Genomic DNA, 23,449 nt, shown 5'->3' with positions numbered 1-23,449 from the left:
CTAATTGTTGTTTGATTATTTACCGTAATTCTTTAAGACATTCTCATAAAGAGCGCGAATCCGCAAGCCGACTTTTTCCCATGTGATACTATCGACCTCCTTCTTCCCTTCCACCTGAAGATATTCGAACAAAGAGGGATTCGTACAGATCGAATAGATAGCGTCAGCCATTGCATAAATATCCCAATAGTCCGTCTTAATCACCTTGTCGAGAATTTCTCCACAACCGGACTGTTTGGAAATAATGGAAGGCGTTCCGCATTGCATAGCTTCCAACGGAGCAATCCCGAAAGGTTCGGAAACCGAAGGCATCACAAAGACATCACTGTTCTTATAGGCTTCATATACCTGCCTTCCACGCTGAAATCCAGGGAAATGGAAACGATCGGCAATTCCACGCTCGGCAGCCAGATTGATCATGGCGTCCAGCATATCGCCCGAACCCGCCATAACGAACCGGATATTACGTGTACGTTTCAAAACAAGCGCTGCTGCTTCGACAAAATATTCCGGTCCTTTTTGCATAGTGATACGTCCCAGGAAAGTCACGACCTTTTCCTTTTTATGCTCCGGACGAGGAATGTCCAAAAGTTCTTGTGACAACGGATAAACCGCATTATGCATGGCAAAACATTTCCGCGGGTCCTGATGATATTCCCGTATAACTGTCTGCCGTGTCAATTCAGATACGCACATAATACAATCCGCATAATCCATACCGTTCTTTTCCATTGCATATACGGTCGGATTAACCTTTCCGCGTGAACGGTCGAAATCGGTTGCATGGACATGAATGCAAAGAGGCTTTCCACTCACCATCTTTGCATGCACACCGGCCGGATAGGTCAGCCAGTCATGGGCATGGATAATGTCAAACTGTTGCTGACGAGCAACGACTCCCGCGATGATCGAAAAGTTATTGATCTCGTCATGCAAATTAGACGGATACCCTCCGGCAAACTCCATACAGCCCAAATCATTTACATTCATATATGAGAAATCGGCATAGATATGGTCACGAAAAGCATAATATTGTTCCGGCGTCATATAATTGGGAAGCCTGGACTTTAAATAATCATAATTAACATCCCTCCATACGACAGGTACTTGGTTCATACCTATGATATTCAGGAAACCTTCTTCTTCACCGGTAGGCTTCGGTAAACAAAAAGTCGTCTCCACATCATTCTGCAGACTCAGACCTTTAGTAATACCATAGGATGCAACCGCAAGACCACCGTATATTTTGGGAGGAAATTCCCATCCAAACATTAACACTTTCATACAGGCTCCTCCTTTCAATAATTATATTTGCTTAATAAGTATAATATTCTCAATATTTCTGCAACATTCATTGCAAATGATACGGCTCCACGCCCCTTGAACGGAGGATTACCATCAAACAGTTCAGGAATGGACCCGATACAATGGGACGACATTTCATCTTCATACCCGATCAGATAACGTTCGATAAATCCTATACCGCTCATCTTATAGATACGGAGATATGCCTCAAAATAGAAACCTGCCAGCCAAGGCCAAGCCGTTCCTTGATGATAAGCATAATCACGCTGAATCTGGGGACCGACATAATTAGGATTGTAGCCGCCGCTTTTCGGACTCAAGGAACGAAGTCCCTTAGGAGTAAGCAATTCTTTCGTTACAATATCGAGCACGCCTTTTTTCTGGCTGGAGTTCAAAGGCGAATAATCAAATGCCACAGCAAATATCATATTCGGACGTACGCTCCACTCCATCATGTTGCCATCAACATAATCGAGCAAATAGCCATATTCATTCAAGAAGACATTGACAAACGACTTCCCGCTTTTTTCTGCCAAAGCACCCAATGATTCGGCGAAAGCGTTATTTCCAGCCTCGCCCGACAATTCTCCGACAAACCGCAAAGCGTTATACCATAACGTATTGATTTCAACGATATATCCTGTACGTGGGATAACGGGATGTCCGTTAACCGTCGAGTTCATCCATGTAACAGCTTTATTCGATCCATACGTATAAAGCAATCCGTTATCATGCAAAACCAGATTCGGATGTTTATCCTGGCAGAGGAACTTCATAATCTCTTCCAACAACAAACCATATTTTTCGCGGCATACCTCACGTGAAACCATTTTAGCATATTGTTGAATACACCAAACGGCCCAAAGCAAGATATCAGGATGCTCCATTTCATAAATTTTGATCCGGCTCGGTTCATTGTGGATAAAATTATAAATGGCCTTACGGGCCGTTTCCATTACCATTTCAAACTTGGAGACCTCATCGATAGCCAAAGTCAACCCGGGCAAAGAAATAAACAAATCGCGTGCCCTGCACTTGAACCACGGATAACCGGCCAAAATATAAGATTCGTTTTCCTGTTTATTCAAAAACTGGTGTGCAGCGTTGATCAAACAATGTTGAAAAGTATCGCGAGGCGTACGTTCTTCAACCTCGTCTTCGAAGGTTTTTTTCAATGTACGAGTTCCGATTTCAGAAACCCCACCGGAAAAGACGATACTTTCACCTTTCTTTATCTCGACTTCAAAATATCCGGGAACATACAGATCCTCGTTAAAATCATAGCCTCTCTCCTGTTCTTTCGGATATTCGATACCCCGATACCAGTCAGGCTGGTAATGAAACTCATTCTTTTTGTTCAATTGCATATACAATTCGGGATAGCCCGGATACATGCATGTTTTGATACCATTCGTCACAACCTGATATTCGCGACTGGCCTGAGCATTCTCGTGTGTATATTCGCGGACACTGCGAAACGCCAAGAACGGACGTAAACGCAATGTTGTCGCCGAGTGAGCATCCAACAACGTATAACGAATCAAGATTCGATTCTCATGATGGACAAACAACTTCTCTTTTTTCAGAACAACACCGCCTACACGATAGATCGTCGTAGGAACTTTCTCGCACTCGAACTCACGAATGTACTTATGACCTCTCGGACTGTAATTATCTCCCTGATACTTATGAAGCCCTAAATTAAATTCGGCTCCATGCTGTATGACAGTTTCATCCAATGACGACAACAATACATGATTCTCATCATCCAGTCCCGGAACCGGAATCACAAGTAATCCGTGATATTTTCTTGTGTTGCAATCAACGATAGTTGTACAATGATAGGCTCCCGAACGATTTGTACGAAGAATCTCTCTTGGTAGCGCTTCTTCCAGGTTCGTCATAAGAGTCTTGTCAAATTTAAGATAACTCATATTTTATATTTGGTTTTAAGTTTATGCTTTAACGTGAAAACAAATAAATTGCTTTTGTATCCTGACCAAAAGTATCACTTAAAAAATAAAAAAACAAATTTGCTTTCATATTTATTTAGAAATTTCATTTTTTACGATTTAAAAACAGTTTGATTGATAATCTGTTACAATTATGCAGAAGTACATATATGTGTTGTCAAACACATGCCAAGCTGTTAAAAACTTCCAAATCCGGTTGTTTGGCATCGCCCGAAAATCAATGCATTTTTATTTGCCGATTATTCCGTACCTTTGTTATATAAATAAATCAACACTAAAGAACATGAAACAAAATAGCGAAAACCCCTTTTTCGGGACTTATCGGACTCCGTTCGAAACTCCCCCGTTCGACCAAATCGAAACAGAACACTACGAACCTGCTTTCGACGAAGGAATCCGGCAACTGGACGAGGAAGTCCGGGCCATTGCCAACAATGCGAAACTTCCGACATTCGAGAACACAATCGTAGCGCTCGAACGTAGTGGCAAGCTACTGGATAAAGTCAGCTCGGCCTTCTTCAACGTATTGAATGCGGAAGCGGACGACGAAATGATGGATATCTCACAACGGGTATCGCCCAAACTGTCGGAAAGCTCCAACAATATTTATTTGAATGAAAAACTGTTCGCACGGGTAAAAAGTGTCTACGACCAGAAAGAAGAACTGCATCTCCCGACGGAAGACGCACGTCTGCTGGAAGAGACATTCGAAGCTTTTTCCGTACGTGGCGCCGCACTCGGACCCGAAAATAAAGAAAAATACCGCAGACTCAGTTCCGAGTTAAGCCTTCTTTCCCTCACATTCGATCAGAACGCATTGAAAGACAAGAACCGCTACGAACTGTTGCTGACAAAAGAAGACGAACTGGAAGGACTACCGGAAAGCATACGCGAAGCCGCCGCACTCAGGGCTAAAGAAAAAGGAAAAACCGGATGGCTATTTAATCTCTCGGCCCCAAGCTACGTGCCTTTCATGCGTTACTCGGCTTTGCGCGGGTTGCGGGAAAAGATGTACCGGGAATACATGAGCGTAGGCAACAAAGGGGATGAATACGACAATAAAGAAATCATACGGAAAATCGTCAATATCCGCCAGGAAATCGCCAACCTGATGGGACATGCCAACTATGCCGACTACAAACTGAAACACACGATGGCCAAAACTCCCGCACGCGTCTATAAATTACTGAATGAGCTACTGGAGGCATACAAACCGGTTGCCCAAAGCGAATACGAGGCCGTGCAAGGATTTGCTTCGGTAACAGAGAAAAAAAACATAACGGTCATGCCCTGGGATTGGAGTTATTACTCAGAAAAGCTGAAAGATACCCGTTTCAACGTGAACGATGAAATGACGCGTCCCTATTTCGAACTGAACCATGTAAAGAAAGGCGTGTTCGGTCTGGCCACACAATTATATGGCATCACTTTTAAAGAAAATAAAGAGATTCCGGTTTATCATCCCGAAGTAGAGGCATACGAAGTCTACGATGCCGACGGGAAGTTTCTTTCCATATTATATACAGACTTCCATCCGCGCGACGGAAAACAGTCGGGAGCCTGGATGAACAGTATAAAGGAACAATACCGGGATCAAGACGGCGAAGACAGCCGGCCGCAAATCATCATTGTGATGAACTTCACACGTCCGACCGAGACGAAACCTTCTTTATTGACTTTCGACGAGGTCAACACACTGTTACATGAATTCGGACACGCCCTGCACGGAATGTTTGCAAAAGGATCATACGCGAGCCTTTCCGGCACAAATGTCTATCGCGACTTTGTGGAACTTCCTTCCCAACTGATGGAAAACTGGCTGACAGAGAAAGAGTTTCTGGATCAGATCGCCATCCACTATCAAACCGGAGAAAAAATCCCGCAAGAATTAGTACAAAAACTGATAGACGCTTCCAATTTCAACGTAGGATACGCCTGCTGCCGTCAACTGAGCTTCGGTTTTCTGGATATGGCCTGGCATACCCGGACAGAGCCATTCGGCGGGGATGTAATCGCTTTCGAGAAGGAGGCCTGGAAGCAGACCGTGATCGTCCCGGAAGTTACCGGAACCTTGATGAGTAGCAGTTTCGGGCACATTTTCTCTGGGGGATATTCAGCCGGCTATTACGGCTATAAATGGGCGGAAGTCTTGGATGCCGATGCTTTCTCGGTCTTCAAAGAAACGGGAATCTTCAACCGGGAGACAGCCCGTTCTTTTCGTGAAAACATCCTGTCGAAAGGCGGCACCGAAGATCCGGATATCCTGTACAGACGTTTCCGGGGAAAAGATGCAGAAATCGGCGCCCTGTTGAAAAGGAACGGGATAGAACCTGCCGACTCATCTGCATCCGGCTCTGATCAAATGCAAGTGTAATTTGTTTTCGACATTGTCGTGTATATTTTTGACAATGTCGAATATATATACGACAACGTCGAGTTTATACACGACAACGTCGAAAACAAATTACACCAGCATCCGGCCACAGTTATCCGGTATATAATTTTATCATACTCGCCGATACAAAAAAACTTCGAACCTATTCCATTTATCCCAAATATATGTACCTTTGCCTACTATTATATAATTAAGGTATATAAAATCAGAAGACGATGTGCGATAAGAAGGAAAAGCAACTCGAATTGGATAAGCGTTATCTCAGGATGGCAGCCGTATGGGCGGAAAATTCGTATTGCAAGAGACGCCAGGTTGGGGCACTGATAGTCAGGGACCAAATGATTATCTCTGACGGATATAACGGTACGCCATCCGGTTTCGAGAATGTTTGCGAAGACGAGAATAATGTCACCAAACCTTACGTCCTACATGCGGAAGCCAATGCCATCACGAAAGTGGCCGCTTCGTCCAACAGCAGCAAAGACGCAACGATCTACGTCACCTCCGCTCCTTGCATCGAATGTGCCAAACTCATCATCCAATCTGGGATCAAGCGGGTGGTATACTCTGAAAAATACAGGGTGGAAGATGGTTGCAACCTATTACGTCGCGCAGGTGTTATTATAGATTATATAGAAATAAACGACTAAAGATACGTTTTATGGACAAGAACAAAAGGCTGGCCGTATGGCTGCCTGTGATTATAGCTTTAAGTGTTGCTCTCGGAATCTTTGTAGGGAATCATTACCTTAGACTGACACAAGGCAAAAGACATATTTATTCCAGTGGAAATAAGATCAATGCCATACTTGACATTATCGACGAACAGTATGTCGATACCGTCAATATGAAGCAACTGGTGGAAGATGCCATTCCTAAAGTTTTCAGCGAGCTGGACCCGCACTCCGTATATATACCGGCCAAAGACGCCCAACGGGTGAATGAAGACCTGGAAGGATCGTTCAGCGGTATCGGGGTTTCCTTCAATATGCAAACCGACACCATCCTGGTTATCAACGTCATTCCGGGCGGACCGTCCGAAAAGGCCGGCCTGAAGCCCTTCGACCGTATCATCACGATCAACGACTCCCTGTATGCCGGCAACAAAAGCGACCAGGAAGTCATCATGAAGACCCTGCGAGGTGCGAAGAACAGTACGGTCAAGCTGGGTGTAAAACGTAAAAACGAGCCGGAGTTATTGTATTTCGACGTGACTCGCGGCGATGTTCCCGTCAGTTCGGTCGATGTGTCTTACGAGGTAAGCAAAGGAATCGGTTACATCAAAGTAAGCAAATTCGGCCGTACCACTTATAACGAGTTTATTACGGCAATCGCCAAGCTGAAGCAGGCTGGCTGCACCTCATTCGTGATCGACCTCCGCGGTAACACGGGCGGTTATATGGACGCCGCCATCAATATGGTAAACGAATTTATGCCGGAAGGTCGACTGATCGTATATACGGAAGGAAAAGCATTCCCACGCAACGATGTCTATACGAACGGCACAGGCACTTGCCAGGATGCTCCGATCGTAGTCCTGACAGACGAGTTCTCGGCTTCCGCCAGCGAAATCTTCTCCGGGGCTATCCAGGATAACGACCGCGGGCTGATCATCGGCCGCCGTACTTTCGGCAAAGGCTTGGTCCAATCTCCTATCCAGTTAAGTGACGGCTCGGAAATCCGTCTGACGATCGCACGTTATTACACTCCGTCGGGACGTTGTATCCAGAAAAAGTATGAATTAGGGAAAGACAGCGAATACGAACAGGATATCTACCAACGCTTCATGCACGGTGAATTCGACTCTGCCGACAGTATCAAGCTGAACAACAGCGAGAAATACGAAACTGTAATGGGACGCCCTGTTTACGGTGGTGGCGGTATCATGCCGGATATCTTCATCCCGCGTGACACAAGCGGTGTAACTTCTTATTTCTCCAACGTAGTCAATTCCGGTACGCTGAACCTGTATGCACTCGAATACTCGGATCGCAATTACGACAAGTTGTCTTCTTTCAAAACCTATCAGGATTTGTATCAATATCTGCAACAGCAACCGCTGCTTTCCGATTTCACCAACTATGCCGCAACAAAAGGGATCAAGAAACGTCCGCACCTGATCAACATATCAGGCAAACTGATCGAGAAACAACTCCAGGCCTACATCGTCCGTAACTTCTTCGACGAAGCCGGCTTCTATCCTATCTTCCAGAACGATGATATCACACTGAAACGTGCCATCAAAGTTCTGAACGAAGGCAAATCATTCCCGACACCGGAGAACAAAAACAATACATCCAATGGAATTGCGCAAAGCCAAACAAACGCTTCGAGAGGATATGGCCTCCTTAAAGAGATCATACACGAAGACTACATTGCAGGATCTCTCTGCTAAGATAATGGAACGGCTGGAAGAGACGGATCTCTTCCGGCAAGCTTCATGCATAGCACTTTACCACGCCATTTCTGGCGAGGTGCAAACAGCCGGTCTGATTGAAAAATGGTATCGGGAAAAGAAATTATTGCTCCCTCTTATAAAGGGGAATGACCTCCAATTACTCCTATACTCAGGAAAGGAATCACTCAAAGCCGGTGCTTTCGGCATTTTGGAACCGACCGAAGATTGCGTGGCCGTACCGGAAAACGAAATAGACCTGATCATTGTTCCAGGCGTAGCTTTCGACCGGCAGCGTAACCGCCTCGGACGGGGAAAAGGGTTTTACGACCGTTTGCTCTCCACACTGAACGTTCCTAAAATCGGAATCAGCTACGATTTCCAACTGAAAGACCAAATACCGGTCGAACCGTTCGACCGGAAAATGGACCTGATCATAACAGAAAAGGAGATTATCTGATCACTATATCTTGTATAACTGTCGCCCCGGCATAATCGTTCAGGCTCTTTACCAGACGCTCTCGGCATAAGACCAATTCACTTCTCAGGACGGAAGAAGTGAGGGAAACATGCAGCACTTTGTCTTTTATATAGATATTACACGTGTACTGTGCAACCATCGGTCCCAATATCTCTCCCCAAGCCCGCAAGACACGAATTTCCTGTATCTTCCCCCGCAACTCGGCATTGTCTTCAAAAAACTCCCGGATCGCATCGCCTAACGTCTGTGCATTCCGGTGCATCATTCCGCCTCCTCCATTGGTTGTACTTCGCCCTGTTCGACCCTGAACAGAGCGTAGCCGTGATTAATCGATTGCAGGATGGCGTCCAGGTATTTCCGGTTCGTATCGGTAATGAAGATCTGCCCGAACTGGTCACCGCTCACCAACTTGACGATCTGCTCCACCCGATCGGCATCCAGTTTATCGAAAATATCGTCCAGCAGAAGGATCGGACATGCCTGTCCCCTGCGGGAAAGAAACACATACTGAGCCAGCTTAAGGGCAATCAGATACGTTTTGTTCTGCCCCTGCGAACCGACACGGCGGATCAGGTAGTCATTCAGCGTCATCTCCAGTTCGTCCTTGTGAATACCGGTCGAGGTATAACCGAGTATGCGGTCGCGTTCCCGGTTGGCAGCCAACATATCCGACAGATTCCCTTTCTCTAGCTGGGAAATATACCGCAAACCGACCTGTTCGGTCGAACGGCAAATCGTCTGGTAATACTCGTTGAAGATCGGGATGAAATCGTTGACCAGCATCTGCCGCTTCTCATACACCATCCGGCCGTACATATCCAGTTGCATTTCCAGCACTTCATAGAGGGAAGCGTCGGTACACTGGTCCTTCAACAGCGAATTCCGCTGGAGCAAAGCTTTATTATATTGTATCAGTGCATGCAGGTAGGGTTTGTCCTGCTGCGAAATAATCACATCGAGAAAGCGGCGGCGCTCTTCGCTCCCGCCCTGTATCAGTTCCGAATCGGCAGGAGAAACCATCACCAATGGCAACAGACCGATATGCTCCGACAGTTTGTCGTACTCTTTCTTATTCCGCTTGAACTGTTTCCGCTGCCGGCGGCGGATGGCACAAAAGATCTCCTCTTCACGTCCCTCATAGTCATAGTTACCCTGCAACACACACATATCCTGTCCGTTGTTGATCAACTGGGAATCGGGCGTGTTGATATGGCTCTTACAAAAAGAGAGATAATGAACGGCATCCAGCAGATTGGTCTTCCCCATTCCGTTATTCCCGAAAAAACAATTTATATCGGGAGAGAAAGAAACTTCTGCCTGAAGAATGTTTTTATAATTGAGTATAGAAAGCTTTTTAAGTATCATCCGCACTATATTAGTCGCACAAAATTAAAAAATATACTTCTAAGTATAGATTTTCTCAGTAAAAAAAACTACTTTTGCGACTTGAATTGCCACAGGCATAAAACAGTGATAAAATAATAACAACTATAAAACATTATGGCTACTAAGGAAAAAGACACCAACAAGGAGTTAGAGGTCGAAGAAATTGTTTCGAGATCGGAACAGTTCATTGAAAACAATTCAAAGAAAATCATTTATGGTATTATAGCACTCGCTCTCGTTGTTGGAGCTGTTTTGGGTATCAAGCACGGATATTTAATTCCGCAAGAGAAAAAAGCCGCAGCAGCTATGTTCAAAGGCGAACAATATTTTGCCAAAGATTCTTTCAACCTGGCATTGAACGGAAACGGTGCGGATTATGAAGGATTCGAAGCTATCATCGATCAATACGGAAGCACATCAGCCGGTAACCTGGCAAAGGCTTATGCCGGTATCTGCTATTTCAAGATGGGTGAAAACGAAAAAGCATTGGACCTTCTGAAATCTTTCAGCGGTAGCGACGACATGATCTCTCCGGCTATCACGGGCCTGATTGGTGACTGCTACGTAAATATGGGCAATGTAAAAGAAGGTATCAGCTATTTCGAAAAAGCGGCCAAGCAGGCAAGCAACGAAGTGATCAGCCCGACTTATCTGAAGAAAGCCGGTATCGCTTACGAAAGCCTGAAACAGTATGGCGATGCAGTTAAAGCATACACTACGATCAAGGAAAAATATTTCAATTCAATGGAAGCTTCCGATATCGACAAATATATCACCCGTGCTTCTGCATTGAACAAATAACGCATATACATTATTATAATCATATAAGAGGATGTCTCGTCAAACAAGGCATCCTCTTCTTTTAAGAACAAGAATATGGCAACAGCTTATCAAAATTTATCGGAATACGACTTCAACAGTGTTCCTGACGGATCGGAGGTGACTGTCGGAATCGTCGTAGCAGAATGGAACAAGCACATCACCGAAAAGCTATTGGAAGGTGCCTGCAACACATTGGAAAAACATGGCGTCAAAGCCGAAAACATATATGTAAAACGAGTACCGGGCAGCTTCGAACTGACTTTTGGCGCAAAAAGAATGGCTGAAACAAAAGAAGTAGACGCCGTTATCGTTTTAGGTTGTGTTGTAAGAGGCGATACTCCTCATTTCGATTATGTATGTTCAGGCGTTACGCAGGGTATTACAGAATTGAACCTTATGTACGATATTCCGTTCATTTTCGGACTATTAACGACAGATACCATGCAGCAATCCGAAGACCGTGCAGGTGGCAAATACGGAAACAAAGGCGATGAAGCAGCAGTAACCGCTCTTAAAATGGTAAATTTTTCTGCCTAAACGCTTGCAAGTTTCAAAAATAATCGTACCTTTGCACTGCAATTGAAAATAACGGGGGCAGTTACCAGAGTGGCCAAATGGGGCTGACTGTAACTCAGCTGGCTTTCGCCTTCGGTGGTTCGAATCCATCACTGCCCACTTATTAATTGACAATTGAGAATGAACAATTGACAATTAAAAAACAAACAAATTGCGGAAGTAGCTCAGTTGATAGAGCATTAGCCTTCCAAGCTGAGGGTCGCGGGTTTGAGCCCCGTCTTCCGCTCTTGAAAAGAGGAAAATCGAAAGGTTTTCCTCTTTTTTAATTCTTCACTACATGAAAAATACAAACTTTCTTTTACTGCTATTTTTTACAACAATAGCATTTGCGTGCACAAAGACAAACACGCAAACAGAAACTGTCATTGAAAAATGGATCATACCGAAATCCTGAGGGATTAAAATATAATCATCTCCTAAAGTATCTATTGCATCTTCCTATAAGCCTCCTGATAGTATTTAAGTATTTATTATAATCCCCGATAGTGTAAAAATAATTCCAGATAAATTTGTTTTGTATAAAATAAAAGCGTTCCTTCGTGCTGTCACTCATTTCCAGAGAGATTATAGGTATAGAGTGAACAAAAACAAAGGAGCCTTGACTGTGCAATGGGTATAGCTTGACAACTTTCAGGTCAAGCTTTTTTTGTAACAGTATATAACGACAAGAAATATAAATATCCCAAACCTTAACTATTAGAAAGAGCGTGTTGCCTCTATATTGGAGGGACACGCTTTTTTAATAGTTATGTTGCATTAGCTCGGTTATGTACGTATAAGGAGATACCTATATTCATAGAGAATTAATTATGCATAAATATTGGTGAGTCTGAATAAGAAAAAAGCAATATCCCTCACGCCTCTTAGCTGTGCTCTAAAAGCTTTGATTTTAGAATTGAAGGACTCACTCGCGGCATTGGTGGAGCGTCTTTTAAAAAAGCCAACAATATTCAAGTAATGTGTTTGTATGGTTCTGGCGACAGTGCCAAAAGACAGGAAACCGGATTTGTCCACCTGATCATACCAATGTGCCAAACGCGTCAAGGCAATATCTGCCGATTGTGCCTGATGATATATCAACCCTAACCTCATGCTTAAGTAATAGGCCTTCTTGATATCGGGATATTCCCGGAAAAGGATTTTAGCTCTTTTTCTTTGGCTCTCCGACCACAGTTCAGTTTTTTTGAACAAAAGATAGCGGCTTCTGGCCAACAGCTGTTTTCGACTGTCCCCATTCTCAAATGTTTCAGTAACAAAAGGCTGTCCTGATGCTTTAGCGTATGTGATCTCAACCATTTCTTTATCCAAAGCTTCCCATCGTGCCTTTATCCGCATTTCCTGAACGGCTTCAAAAGCTAACTTTTGAACATGAAAACGGTCGATAACCAGCTTGGCAGCCGGGAAACAGAGACGGGCTATCCGGGCCATATTGGGTGCCATGTCCAATGTTATTTCCCGAACTTGAAACCGCCTGCGACGGGAAAGTTTGAGTATAACTTGGGATACCTTTTCTACGGATGTCCCTTTGATCATGGCGATGATTGTGCCTTTTCTTCCTTTGGCCTCTTTGTTAATCAGGATTGTATACAGTTCTCCCGACGATAGTGCCGTTTCGTCCATCCCGACGTAGGGCCCATGTTTTTCTCGAAGAGAATCCATTCTTCGGCATGGGCACGTTGCTCCCAATTCCTGAAATGACTCAGATGATTCTTATATTGGGACTCCAACAGTTTGGCTTCCATTCCGTAATGATCCGCCAAAAGACTAATGCTAAGAGCGCGAGAGTCGATCCAATGCTTTTAAAAAAGACGCAAATTCAGTCGTTATTTGCGTTCCTTCTGCCACTAATTTCCAATTGCGGCTTACATATTTGCCAGTACTGTGATTGAACCATCTTCGTTTTTTGATAAACAACAGGCAGCTACGCCCACGCATCGGATAATCCTGCATCCTGACTTGTTCATAAAAGCCCTTGCTTTCCAAGTTATCGGTTGCATATTCTTGGGGGTGTATATTCTTCTCTTCAAAGTATATTTCTACCCTATCCGACTTTTCTTTGAAATCAGACAACTCAAAATAATCAAACATTCCCTCCGGAAAGATAAAACGAAGAAATTGATCGTAACTCATCTCTTTTATTTTTTTACTGCCACTAAGATACGATTTTTCCCCTCAGGATTTCGGTATGATCCGTTTTTACCGACCGAAAAAGGATTCAAAATCTTTTCCCAACCCGATAGAAAGCTAAAAGAAGTATGGATACAGGATTCGACATTATGGATAGACAATGAACACGCTGTAGAATTCGATATAGACGAAATTCCTGCTAACGGCGTTTTACCACTAAATGATACATCCATCATCTATTGGGGTGGAATGGACAGTGATGCCGAATACCTTTCGTTGGATTCTCATTCGACACCGAAAGAATTAACCTCCTACCCAGACTGGGATAAGACCAATAACCAAGAAGAGCCAATCTTCAAATACGTAAAAAACAGCGTCCTTAACAACGATCATACTCGTTTTATTTCCTTTTACGGGTATTTCAAACGGTTCCTCATCTTGAATACGGACGGACATATCATAAAGGACGTAATCATAAAAGCTCCTCCATACGAAGAGGCAATCAAAGAAGATATGCAAGACCGAGTCGTCTATTATCATATTCCCCCGCGCACAAACGGAAAATACATCTATGTCATGTGCAAGAATTCGACCCGAGCAGAAAACAGAATACAGGAATTGCAAGTCTGGAACTGGGACGGAGAACCCATAGCCCGATATGATATGGACCGGAAACTCACCCTTTTCAGCGTATCCGACAAAGAAAAGAAAATTTATGCCGTAGACGGAGACACCGAAGATGTCATATATGTATATGATTTACCTGTCCCTTGATCAACTTTATATCTCACTTCCAAAAGATATTAAAAAAGAACGGACTCTTTTCACAAAATATCATTACTTTTGTCATGTGTTTACTTACTATAAAAACAAAAGAATATATGAAAAAGATAAAATGGATGTATGTACTACTGGCCACATTCCTGCTGACAAGCTGCGGAACGCTTATGCAACCTTATCAAATGGACAGTAAAATGAAAGATATAGAATTAGGTATGACCAAAAAGAAAGTGATTTCCATATTGGGAAAAGATTTCGAATCGGCGGGTGCCCGCATGACCTCCGAAGGTTCAATCGAGACCATCAGTTACAAGACTGCTTCCATGACTGAGAACACGGAAGGATACTACCTGTTAAGTTTCAAAGACGGAAAATTAGTCGAGTGGTTTAAGGAAAAATATCCTGTGCACAACCACCAGCACTAATTGCAATAAACGATAAAATACCAATAAGGCAGATGCCTCCGGACATCTGCCTTATCTCTTTTACGGTTATAAACCTTTTTCGATACATGTACTCGGTTGAAACTAACCGGATGACCATGATTCTCAATCTCCGCTTCCCTACTTCCTTTTCGGTTCGCTTTGATGTAATCCATAAATGAATCTTTCTTTTTTGTTTTCATACTGATGATGTTTAACGAGACAAAGGTACGGATAATATTTGAATATGAATATAGATTCATATTTTGGGCAGAGTAACCTTCCGCATCAAAAACGCGATCAGATATCACCTCTCTATATAAAAACAGAAACAGGGCATAAAATCCTACCGAACAAGGCAGATAAACAGCTCAACATCCCCGTTCCGGTTTCGCAAAGACCCGGATATTCACATCTCCCACACCCGGGTTTCCCACCTGCCTACACCCGGATCTAAAGAAGTTTTTCAAGTTGCTTAAAAAAAAAAGTAGCTTATCTTTGCCCCAAAAGATGGGCGGTTTTAACATATTTGATATCGATCTCAAAGTATATCCGATATTTAACAAATAATTAACATATAGCCTTTTATTATTTTATCTATGATAGTATATGATAGATAAATGATAATAAAAACAGGCACTATCATAATTTAATACATTGGTTTATAGCTATGTAAACTTACATATGACAGTATGATAGTTGTTTCAGAAAAAAACGCTTGTATAGATGTGGAAAAGACTTATCAGCCTTCCTTTCTACCCTACCAGTACAACAGACCAGCAATGGCTCTGCGCCTATAACTCATTCGACCTACTGGAACAGGTCGATATAGAGGAGTTGAAGCGATCGGAAATCCTTCTGCTTGAAAAGCGTGACCAACTAGTCAAAATTCTGGAGAACTTGAAAGAAAATGACAATCCGGTTATTATGGTGGCAACGCTCAAATACTGATTAAGCATAAAAAGCCCGATTAAGGCTTATGCTCCGGATAAGTACGTTTGGGATTCTTAGGAAACCAGCCTTTCAAGACGCGCTCTTCCTGCTCGAAAACTTCCTTTATCGTCCAAAAAGAGGAAAAGGCAAAGACGCCGCAAATAGCCGAGACGAAAACGCTTTCAATCAGCAGGGAAGCGACAGTTCCCACTATTCCCAAAACGAGAAAGATCCACCAACATTTCGTGCCCCAATAATATTCCGCTTTTACCACAACCGGATGAAAAAGCCCGATAATCAGAAAGGTTGCAATACCTATCAACAGTCCATCAAAATTAATCATGTCCATATTTGTTTACGATTTAAGACAAGCCTATCCGCCTGTAGTGACAAAGATACGAAGAAATATGTATCGCCCATGATAAATTATTTCTATCCGCTTATCGATAATTCTATCAAATAAAACAAAAAAAGAGACATCCTTGTTGCAGGACGCCTCTCCATTATATCGAAAATCCGTTTCCGATTAGTTAGCCGGAGCTTCTTCTTCAGAAGAAACAGGAGCTGTTGCAGGCTGCTGGGCAGTGCCAAAGTCAGGAGCAACTGTATTCGGATCAATTGTTACAGCATTATTTATCTGTTCTTTGATTTCAGACTGATTCGTGTGCTGAGCTCTCGGAATAAAAGCAGTAATCACAATACTTAAAACAACAACAGTACCGGCAAGAGTCCAGGTTGCTTTTTCAAGAAAATCTGTGGTTTTGCGTACCCCCATAATTTGGTTGGAAGAAGAGAATCCTGAAGCCAGACCTCCACCTTTTGAGTTCTGAATCAATACAATCAAGATCAATAGTATAGATGCGATCAGGATTAAGATAGAAATAAATACGTACATCTTTGTTTTATTTTTTAGTGTTAATAATCAACTTTTCCAGAAATCTGATTTGGTCTGCAAAGTAAACATTTTTTTCTGGATATTTCAAGTTTAAGTTTTTAATTATTTGCAATGCTTTCTCATATCGCTTCTGCTTTACATAAATATGAGCTAATGTTTCTGTAAAATAAGAATCATCCAGCGGTTTATGCTGGCTCTCCTCCAACTCCGCCAGATTTCCGGGAACTGGTGCTCCGGTTGTCTCCATATCCAGGTTCAGACCACTACCAGGAGTACGCTGCTCTTCATTTTTTATAAAAGAATCGATCAGATCGTGATGTTGCAAACGGACTTCCTCTTCTTTTTCCTCTACTTGCCCGTTTTCCTTCGTCAGTGACCAATAGATGTAATCTGACGAAACGGACGGTTGGAACAGAAGAGACGCATCCGCCTTCGGCTCTTCCTCCTCACGATTGGAGAGAAAAGCATCGATCAGTGAAAAAGCATCTTCACGGGCTGGATTTTCCTCTTTCGCAGACTGTAACTGCAAACCGAACCGTTCACCTTCTATCAGGGTAAACAACTTCCTGCGGTCAGGGACATAGATTGACATCTTCTTCAATTCTACGCTAAAACGTATATCGTTCAAGACTGCCAAGTTCTTCAGGTAAAGCATCCGGGCAATCTGGAAATACGGAAATTCATCGACAATCTGCTTTAACTGCGGAAGTGTATCCTCAGTCAGCAGGGCCGGGTTCTCCATCAGTCGATATAGATCAGCAGCTTTCATTTTTACCAGTTGGCAACCGTTGCATTATAAATTTGATCGACAAGCTCGTCAATAATCTCCTCCGATAACTGGTCCTGTACCTGCTGCAACATCTGAGTCGCATCGAATTCACGGTATGCCGAGAAACTCTGCTCGAAATCCTCATCCGGATTTACCCGGTTGGCATAACGAACCCGAACCGTAATTGTCAACTTGGTCTGTGAGGCATAAGCATCTTCTTTTACAGCCATAGGGGTCAGGTCATAGCCGGTAATTTCACCTTCCAAGTCCAAGTCACCGTTGCTACCTACTAACTGCAAGCGAGTCTGACGGATATAAATATCCTTCAGTGCTTCCGTAAATTTTTGAGAAAGGGGTGGATAGACTAACGGAGCCTGGTTCGGGAAATCCTTGATCGTAATCGTCTTGACCTTCGTATAATCGATAGAAGCACCATTAAACTTATAGGAGATCGAACAAGCCGTCACTATCAGGCCGATTAAGCAGAAAAGCCATATCTTATTATTCTTCAACATCTTTTATTCCAGATTATATTCTTTTATTTTTCTGTAAAGTGTCCGTTCCGATATCTTCAGATCGGCAGCGGCATTCTTACGACGACCGTTATGTTTCTCCAACGCCTTTCGGATCATCTCTTTCTCGACTTCTTCCAATGACAGACTCTCTTCCTCTTCCACTGCTTCAGCTTCCTGGATGGAAGGAACCGGATGGACGGTATGGATCGGATGGGGATAAGCCGTCGGTTCTTCCGGCACCTCGATAGGCATCTTGCCTCCCATAATGTCGTGTACCAACTTCTTAAGTTCGTTGACATCTTTCTTCATGTCGAACAGTACTTGATACAGAATCTCTCGTTCACTGTTGAATATCTTCTGGTCGGAATCCTGCTTGACTAGGACCGGATATTTCTCGATATTCAGATCAGGTAAATACAGACGAAGCACGGAAGCGGTGATATCCCGATTTTCCTCGATAACAGAAATACGTTCCGTTATGTTTTTCAGTTCCCTGACATTTCCCGGCCAACGATAGGAAAGCATCAACTGACGGGCTTCCTCATCCAAACGGATCGGCGGCATCCGGTATTTCTCCGCACAATCGCTGGCAAATTTCCGGAAAAGCAAGATGATGTCCTCACCACGCTCGCGCAGGGGAGGAACCTGAATAGGCACCGTACTCAGACGGTAAAACAAATCTTCACGGAATTTTCCTTCTGCTACGGCCTGCGTCAGATTGACATTCGTCGCCGCGACAATACGGACATTTGTCTTTTGGACTTTGGATGAACCGACACGGATAAACTCTCCCGTCTCCAAGACACGCAACAAACGTGCCTGTGTAGGAGTGGGTAACTCTCCCACCTCATCCAGGAAGATCGTCCCACCATCCGCCACCTCGAAATAGCCTTTACGATCGGACAACGCTCCCGTAAAAGAGCCTTTTTCATGTCCAAACAATTCCGAGTCGATCGTGCCTTCGGGAATGGCACCACAGTTCACTGCTATATATTGTCCATGTTTACGCGGGCTGTTCTGATGTATAATCTGAGGAAAAGTTTCTTTACCGACACCACTTTCACCGGTAATCAGCACAGACAAATCTGTTGGAGCGACCTGTAGAGCAACATCAATAGCCCGGTTCAGCCCGGCATTATTGCCTATAATTCCAAAACGCTGTTTTATCTGCTGCACATCAACCTTTATCATATTTCTTCTACTATCTGTAATTATTTCAGTTTTATCTGCCAAAATTACAAATCTTAATCCAATTAACCGAATCTGAAGGCGGTTTCTATACAGGTTTGTTATTTTTTAGCTGCGTACGTCCGTTGATATAAAAACTCAGCCAGGTCTTTGTCATCGACAATATTTTGGATTTCTTCTGGAGAAACAGGCTCGCCGATGTAAACGTCGACTGTACGCCCGCGCTTATTAAAGGCCTCGGCCGGTATGCGCAACGTACGGATACGCCAGTCGATCCGACCCAGCCAATAGAAAAAACCGGAATTCAGGAAATCGAAATAAACAGGATACACGGGCACTTTGGCTTTCCGGATCAGACGAATCACGCTGTGCGTCCAGGGTAAATCCTGTATCTTCTTAGTCTTCTTATTATACATCGAGATTCCCCCGGCAGGAAAAAAACCCATCGGATGCCCTTCTTTCAGCTGTTGCAGGGATATACGGACCCCGTTTATATTCTTCAGATTAGCTCCTTGATTATTAGAGTCAGGCTTGACAGATACGAAATTATCTCCCATAGCCCCTATTTTAGTCAATACGCCGTTTACCATCACTTTGAAATCCGGACGACGTGAAGCAAATATATCGATCAGCATAATCCCGTCTATAGATCCGATCGGATGGTTCGAGACAGTGGCGAAAGCACCTTCGGGCAGATGGTCCAGTACCTCGGCGTTACGCAGATTATATTTGATATCGATCAACGGGTCATTCAGCAAGGCGGTTGTGAACTCCGCTCCCCGCAAATGGCAGTTATGGGCATGAGCCTTGTTTACCTTATCGATACTCAACCATTTGATCAGCACTTTCCCCACGAAAGTACCGAAACGACTTTTAAAGAACGGGGCAGCTTCCTGTAAATCATGTATGTCTACTACGCTCTCTTTCATAAATTCTTATTTATAGAATGTTGCACACATCTGTTCGTGCTTTCTCATGGCAAGCAGCAAAACGATGTTCAACACAATTATCTCATACAAGAAATAAACCCAGACCTCACCGACCAAAACCACGACGAACATTACGATCGTACGTCCGTTAAAAGTCAAAAGGTCTATCATGTGCATCAGCTCCTTGCTCTGCTTGCGGAAACGGATACGGATATCTTCCGGAATATCATCTCCATACCGCTCATGCAAACTGCGAAGCATCCCCTGTAAGGACGGAGTGGCCTTCACTTGCAAAAGCGTATAACCACGATAGAGGAAATAGAAGAATTTATTGATACCGTACTTCATTTCCTTATGGCGGGCACGTACCTGTTCCAACGACTGGAACTCCGCACCTTTATCCTTGCTGATGAAATATAAATGAAGTGTCTTGTAGTAGTCTGTAATATTCGCCTGTACCAAATGTGACAAACCGGAAAGAACCGCCAATGCGAAGAACCAGTCCGTTCCATAGTCATGAGACAGACGAAGGGCGAAAGCGACATAAATACACGTAAACCAGATATCTCCGGCAAAACCATCCAAAATACGGCCGATCGCCGATTTGATCCCCGTCAGGCGGGCCAACTGCCCGTCCACACAGTCCAGAATATTTGCAAACACCAGCAACAGGATACCGCAAACATTATAAATCAGATCATCATGATAAAAAAAGAAACCGACTGCCGCCCCTACAAAAATAGACACAACAGTCACCATATTAGGCGTAATACCTGTACCCTTTAACATACGGGCGATACGAAAGCCGATAGGACGATAAAAAATCCGGTCAATCTTGTTTTCTGTTTCTATCGACTTCAACGAAGCCTCGTACTCTTTATCCAAGTCGCTCATTTATTTTCTATTTATACGAATAACCGCCATCGACGACGATCACTTCGCCATTAAAATAACTATTTTCTACTAACATTTTATAAACTTCCGCCAGTTCCTCCGGATCACAAAAACGCCCTAATGAAACCTTGTTCTCTATATTACGACGTATTTCAGCCGGTTTCGTTTTCTGCCATTCGGTATCCACAAAACCGGGAGCCACGGCATTCACACGCAACTCGTACGGAACCAGGAACTTCACCATATTCTTCACCAACGCATGCACGGCACTCTTCGTCACTCCATACACCAGCGAAACCGAATGGGGCTGTATTCCCATCAAGGAACCGGTAAAAACAATACTTCCCCCCTTATTAATCAAACCGACAATACGTTGCAACAGGAAGACTGGGAAATGCACATTGGCAAAAAACACTCGTTCCCATTCCGCCATATCCAATTCCTCAAACGGATCACGGCAGGTCAAGCCGGCATTAAAGATCACCGCATCCAAGCGCATAGAGCGTTCGGTTAAAAACGATTCTATTTTTTCGATTGACTCCCGGTCGGAAATATCGGCCTGAAACGTACGAACCTTCACTTTGTATTGTTGCAGCAAACCGTCTGCCACCCGAAGAGCCCCATCTTCATCCGAGGCATAAGTCAAAATCAGGCTGTAACCGGCTTTTGCCAAACATTCTGCAACCGCTTTGCCTATCCCCTTCGTTCCTCCGGTAATCAATACCCATTTTTCCATCATCACCCTTATTCTTTTTCACCGAAGCCTTTAACAGATTCAGGTTTGGACTGCCGCTGAGACTTCAAATTCGCTTCGTATGAATCATGGATCGTTTTCTTCAAGTTGGAAGAGGACACTCCCGTCCCATAAGGGAAATAGAACACCTGTACGCCCAAGTCCTTCAAATAATCATACTTGCCATACCAGTCGTCCCCCACAACAAAAGCGTCGATATTCAGCTTTTTGACTATTTCGGAATGATCCAACGTATGTTGTGGAATGACAATATCGGGAGTCTTCAATGCTTCGATAATTTGCAGACGCTCTGTAAAAGGAATGATCGGCTTCGCCTTATAAGAAGACACCAATTCATCCGTACTCACCCCTACAATCAAAATATCCGCAAGGCTGCGGGCATAGTTTATCATCCGAAGATGGTTGTAATGGAACATATCGAATGTCCCTGATGTATATACAATCGTTTTATCCTTAAACATAATACTTAATATCCTTTTGAAACCGCAAACTTACACAAACTTTTCCTTTCAAAAAAAAAATGGCGAAAAAAAGGACTGTCCCTGATTCAGTTTGGGCATTCTCCCTCTCCGCCTCATATCCACAATTATATATTTAAGTAAAATACAAGAATGACATAACTCCAACTAACAAACGATTAAACAGGAACTTACAACAAAAAACACCCCTCTTTTACTTTTCTACTACGGACAAAAAACAAAAAGCCATTTCCAACTTTGTTCGTAAAGTAAGAAATGGCTTTTTGATTTAAATGATTTCCGAACTTCCGGTTATTCGTCTTCCTCTTTGGTCAGGTCGAGCTTTTCATTGTCGCCTCCCTTATCGAAATACTGCTTGCGTAGCGGGTTGGCTGTTGCCTCCCGATAACGAGTACGGTTCCGGTAAATATCCAAAGCAGCATATAAAGCTTGACGGAAAGATTCTTCAGAGGCTACATTCTGACCGGCAATATCATAAGCCGTACCATGAGCCGGTGAAGTCCGTACGATCGATAAACCTGCCGTATAATTAACACCATCATCCATCGCCAACGTTTTAAAGGGAGCCAAACCCTGATCGTGATACATAGCCAGTACACCATCGAATTTATCGTACATTTGCGAACCAAAGAAGCCATCAGCAGCATACGGTCCGAAAGACATCACCCCCCTCTTCTCTGCTTCCTGGATAGCCGGGACAATTATTTCTTCCTCCTCCTTACCTAACAATCCGGCATCTCCAGCATGCGGATTTAATGAAAGGACTGCTATACGAGGACGCACGATTCCGAAATCCTGCTTAAGAGACTGATTAAAAATACGCAATTTGGACACAATATCTTCAACAGTAATCTTTGATGCGACCTGGGCCAATGGAATATGTCCCGTCACCAGCGCAACACGAAGATTATCTTTCATCAGAATCATCAATGCCTTTTTTCCCAAACCTCCGAAACATTGCTCCAGGTATTCTGTGTGACCGGGAAAATGAAATTGTTCATTCTGTATATTGTGTTTATTGATAGGAGCTGTTACCAATACATCCACCGCACCACGTTTCAAGTCGGTAACGGCAGCCTCCAGAGCCAGATAAGCGGCTTCGCCAGCAACAGTTGTAGATTGACACAACTCAACTTTAGTCTCGTCATCCACACAATTGATAACGTTCACCCGGTTTACTCCGGCATCTTCAGCCTGTGCAATGATACTCAAATTTACAGCGGGCAGCTCCAAGGCCTTTCTGTGATAAGCGGCGATCTTCGACGAACCGTAAATGACCGGCGTGCAAAGTTCGGTTATACGAGTATCCGACAATGTTTTCAGTATCACCTCGTAACCGATACCATTTATATCTCCGTGGGTAATGCCCACCTTAACCAATCGTTCTTCCATATATTTTGATTTATGATTTATGATTTATCCCATCTCTAC

At 43.6% G+C, this 23,449-nt stretch carries 25 protein-coding genes, 2 tRNA genes and 1 pseudogene; 11 read left to right on the top strand and 17 right to left on the bottom strand.

The genetic code is table 11. The features are described from left to right. Window positions 1-15 precede the first annotated feature (15 nt). Window positions 16-1,284 (bottom strand): glycosyltransferase, encoded by a 1,269-nt coding sequence (locus NQ564_RS02475; RefSeq protein ID WP_008148801.1) that lies wholly within the window; start codon window positions 1,282-1,284, stop codon window positions 16-18. Window positions 1,285-1,298: 14 nt separating this feature from the next. Beyond that, on the bottom strand, window positions 1,299-3,239 hold the full coding sequence (locus tag NQ564_RS02470) for a glycogen debranching enzyme N-terminal domain-containing protein (RefSeq protein WP_008148803.1): 1,941 nt from the start codon (window positions 3,237-3,239) through the stop codon (window positions 1,299-1,301). A gap of 322 nt (window positions 3,240-3,561) precedes the next feature. Here NQ564_RS02470 and NQ564_RS02465 point away from each other — a divergent pair, with 322 nt between their 5' ends. The 4 genes from NQ564_RS02465 (at window position 3,562) to NQ564_RS02450 (ending at window position 8,528) form a co-directional block, all read left to right on the top strand. Further along, window positions 3,562-5,652, top strand: a complete 2,091-nt coding sequence (locus NQ564_RS02465) for a M3 family metallopeptidase (protein ID WP_039848165.1) — start codon at window positions 3,562-3,564, stop codon at window positions 5,650-5,652. A 236-nt stretch (window positions 5,653-5,888) separates the two neighbouring features. Next, window positions 5,889-6,323: a dCMP deaminase family protein gene (locus NQ564_RS02460; RefSeq protein WP_008148812.1), complete on the top strand. Its 435-nt coding sequence runs from the start codon at window positions 5,889-5,891 to the stop codon at window positions 6,321-6,323. 11 nt (window positions 6,324-6,334) lie between these two features. Then, window positions 6,335-8,068 (top strand): S41 family peptidase, encoded by a 1,734-nt coding sequence (locus NQ564_RS02455; protein ID WP_008148814.1) that lies wholly within the window; start codon window positions 6,335-6,337, stop codon window positions 8,066-8,068. Continuing rightward, on the top strand, window positions 8,013-8,528 hold the full coding sequence (locus NQ564_RS02450; protein WP_039848166.1) for a 5-formyltetrahydrofolate cyclo-ligase: 516 nt from the start codon (window positions 8,013-8,015) through the stop codon (window positions 8,526-8,528). Before NQ564_RS02455 ends, NQ564_RS02450 begins: the two co-directional genes overlap by 56 nt. Here NQ564_RS02450 and NQ564_RS02445 read toward each other — a convergent pair. Further along, on the bottom strand, window positions 8,521-8,814 hold the full coding sequence (locus tag NQ564_RS02445) for a DUF721 domain-containing protein (protein WP_008148818.1): 294 nt from the start codon (window positions 8,812-8,814) through the stop codon (window positions 8,521-8,523). The genes NQ564_RS02450 and NQ564_RS02445 overlap by 8 nt on opposite strands. Then, a complete protein-coding gene (gene recF / locus NQ564_RS02440) occupies window positions 8,811-9,914 on the bottom strand; it encodes a DNA replication/repair protein RecF (protein WP_008148820.1) in 1,104 nt (367 codons plus the stop codon). Before recF ends, NQ564_RS02445 begins: the two co-directional genes overlap by 4 nt. 135 nt (window positions 9,915-10,049) lie before the next feature. Between recF and NQ564_RS02435 the strand changes: the two genes are divergently transcribed. The 4 genes from NQ564_RS02435 (at window position 10,050) to NQ564_RS02420 (ending at window position 11,559) form a co-directional block, all read left to right on the top strand. Beyond that, window positions 10,050-10,736 carry a tetratricopeptide repeat protein gene (locus NQ564_RS02435; RefSeq protein WP_008148822.1) on the top strand — a complete coding sequence of 229 codons (687 nt, stop codon included), beginning with the start codon at window positions 10,050-10,052 and terminating at the stop codon, window positions 10,734-10,736. Between the two features lie 75 nt (window positions 10,737-10,811). Then, entirely contained in the window at window positions 10,812-11,294 is a 483-nt protein-coding gene (gene ribH / locus NQ564_RS02430; protein ID WP_008148823.1) for a 6,7-dimethyl-8-ribityllumazine synthase, read from the top strand. Window positions 11,295-11,349: 55 nt separating this feature from the next. Further along, a tRNA-Tyr gene (locus tag NQ564_RS02425) sits at window positions 11,350-11,432 on the top strand. Between the two features lie 54 nt (window positions 11,433-11,486). Further along, window positions 11,487-11,559 (top strand) — tRNA-Gly (locus tag NQ564_RS02420). A gap of 581 nt (window positions 11,560-12,140) precedes the next feature. Here NQ564_RS02420 and NQ564_RS02415 read toward each other — a convergent pair. Together NQ564_RS02415 and NQ564_RS02410 are read right to left on the bottom strand one after the other, a co-directional pair. Beyond that, window positions 12,141-13,075, bottom strand: a pseudogene (locus NQ564_RS02415) (ISAon1 family transposase). 28 nt (window positions 13,076-13,103) lie between these two features. After that, window positions 13,104-13,463, bottom strand: a complete 360-nt coding sequence (locus tag NQ564_RS02410) for an ISAon1 family transposase N-terminal region protein (protein ID WP_087375800.1) — start codon at window positions 13,461-13,463, stop codon at window positions 13,104-13,106. Here NQ564_RS02410 and NQ564_RS02405 point away from each other — a divergent pair. Continuing rightward, window positions 13,449-14,234 carry a hypothetical protein gene (locus NQ564_RS02405; RefSeq protein ID WP_129649743.1) on the top strand — a complete coding sequence of 262 codons (786 nt, stop codon included), beginning with the start codon at window positions 13,449-13,451 and terminating at the stop codon, window positions 14,232-14,234. The two genes, NQ564_RS02410 and NQ564_RS02405, sit on opposite strands and share 15 nt — an antisense overlap. A 107-nt stretch (window positions 14,235-14,341) precedes the next feature. Beyond that, the gene (locus NQ564_RS02400; RefSeq protein WP_008154884.1) at window positions 14,342-14,665 is read left to right on the top strand and encodes a hypothetical protein; all 324 of its coding nucleotides are present in this window, start codon (window positions 14,342-14,344) and stop codon (window positions 14,663-14,665) included. Here the strand turns inward: NQ564_RS02400 and NQ564_RS02395 are convergent. After that, complete coding sequence (locus NQ564_RS02395; RefSeq protein WP_008148830.1) at window positions 14,662-14,865, bottom strand: hypothetical protein; 204 nt, start codon at window positions 14,863-14,865, stop codon at window positions 14,662-14,664. The two genes, NQ564_RS02400 and NQ564_RS02395, sit on opposite strands and share 4 nt — an antisense overlap. A 523-nt stretch (window positions 14,866-15,388) precedes the next feature. Here NQ564_RS02395 and NQ564_RS02390 point away from each other — a divergent pair. After that, entirely contained in the window at window positions 15,389-15,613 is a 225-nt protein-coding gene (locus tag NQ564_RS02390) for a hypothetical protein (protein ID WP_008148834.1), read from the top strand. A gap of 19 nt (window positions 15,614-15,632) precedes the next feature. Here NQ564_RS02390 and NQ564_RS02385 read toward each other — a convergent pair whose 3' ends face one another. From NQ564_RS02385 to pdxA, 10 genes are all read right to left on the bottom strand, one after another. Then, window positions 15,633-15,944 (bottom strand): DUF4491 family protein, encoded by a 312-nt coding sequence (locus NQ564_RS02385; RefSeq protein WP_008148836.1) that lies wholly within the window; start codon window positions 15,942-15,944, stop codon window positions 15,633-15,635. Window positions 15,945-16,121: 177 nt separating this feature from the next. Further along, window positions 16,122-16,490 (bottom strand): preprotein translocase subunit SecG, encoded by a 369-nt coding sequence (gene secG, locus NQ564_RS02380; protein ID WP_008148837.1) that lies wholly within the window; start codon window positions 16,488-16,490, stop codon window positions 16,122-16,124. A gap of 7 nt (window positions 16,491-16,497) precedes the next feature. After that, complete coding sequence (locus NQ564_RS02375) at window positions 16,498-17,259, bottom strand: hypothetical protein (protein WP_008148839.1); 762 nt, start codon at window positions 17,257-17,259, stop codon at window positions 16,498-16,500. A 2-nt stretch (window positions 17,260-17,261) separates the two neighbouring features. Continuing rightward, complete coding sequence (lptE, locus tag NQ564_RS02370) at window positions 17,262-17,774, bottom strand: LptE family protein (RefSeq protein ID WP_008148841.1); 513 nt, start codon at window positions 17,772-17,774, stop codon at window positions 17,262-17,264. A 3-nt stretch (window positions 17,775-17,777) separates the two neighbouring features. Continuing rightward, the gene (locus NQ564_RS02365; RefSeq protein ID WP_008148843.1) at window positions 17,778-18,965 is read right to left on the bottom strand and encodes a sigma-54 interaction domain-containing protein; all 1,188 of its coding nucleotides are present in this window, start codon (window positions 18,963-18,965) and stop codon (window positions 17,778-17,780) included. Between the two features lie 98 nt (window positions 18,966-19,063). After that, entirely contained in the window at window positions 19,064-19,891 is an 828-nt protein-coding gene (locus tag NQ564_RS02360) for a lysophospholipid acyltransferase family protein (protein WP_008148845.1), read from the bottom strand. Window positions 19,892-19,897: 6 nt separating this feature from the next. Continuing rightward, the gene (locus tag NQ564_RS02355; protein WP_005646531.1) at window positions 19,898-20,785 is read right to left on the bottom strand and encodes a CDP-alcohol phosphatidyltransferase family protein; all 888 of its coding nucleotides are present in this window, start codon (window positions 20,783-20,785) and stop codon (window positions 19,898-19,900) included. Window positions 20,786-20,792: 7 nt separating this feature from the next. Then, window positions 20,793-21,521 (bottom strand): SDR family NAD(P)-dependent oxidoreductase, encoded by a 729-nt coding sequence (locus NQ564_RS02350; RefSeq protein ID WP_021862639.1) that lies wholly within the window; start codon window positions 21,519-21,521, stop codon window positions 20,793-20,795. Window positions 21,522-21,529: 8 nt separating this feature from the next. Beyond that, window positions 21,530-22,000 carry an adenylyltransferase/cytidyltransferase family protein gene (locus NQ564_RS02345; protein ID WP_005636362.1) on the bottom strand — a complete coding sequence of 157 codons (471 nt, stop codon included), beginning with the start codon at window positions 21,998-22,000 and terminating at the stop codon, window positions 21,530-21,532. A 309-nt stretch (window positions 22,001-22,309) separates the two neighbouring features. Next, window positions 22,310-23,410 carry a 4-hydroxythreonine-4-phosphate dehydrogenase PdxA gene (gene pdxA / locus NQ564_RS02340; RefSeq protein ID WP_008154873.1) on the bottom strand — a complete coding sequence of 367 codons (1,101 nt, stop codon included), beginning with the start codon at window positions 23,408-23,410 and terminating at the stop codon, window positions 22,310-22,312. Window positions 23,411-23,449 lie beyond the last annotated feature (39 nt).

The organism is Parabacteroides johnsonii DSM 18315, from assembly GCF_025151045.1.
Lineage (GTDB): Bacteria > Bacteroidota > Bacteroidia > Bacteroidales > Tannerellaceae > Parabacteroides > Parabacteroides johnsonii.
Note: the sequence above shows the minus strand (reverse complement) of the source record. Positions and strands in the feature narration are given on the sequence as shown.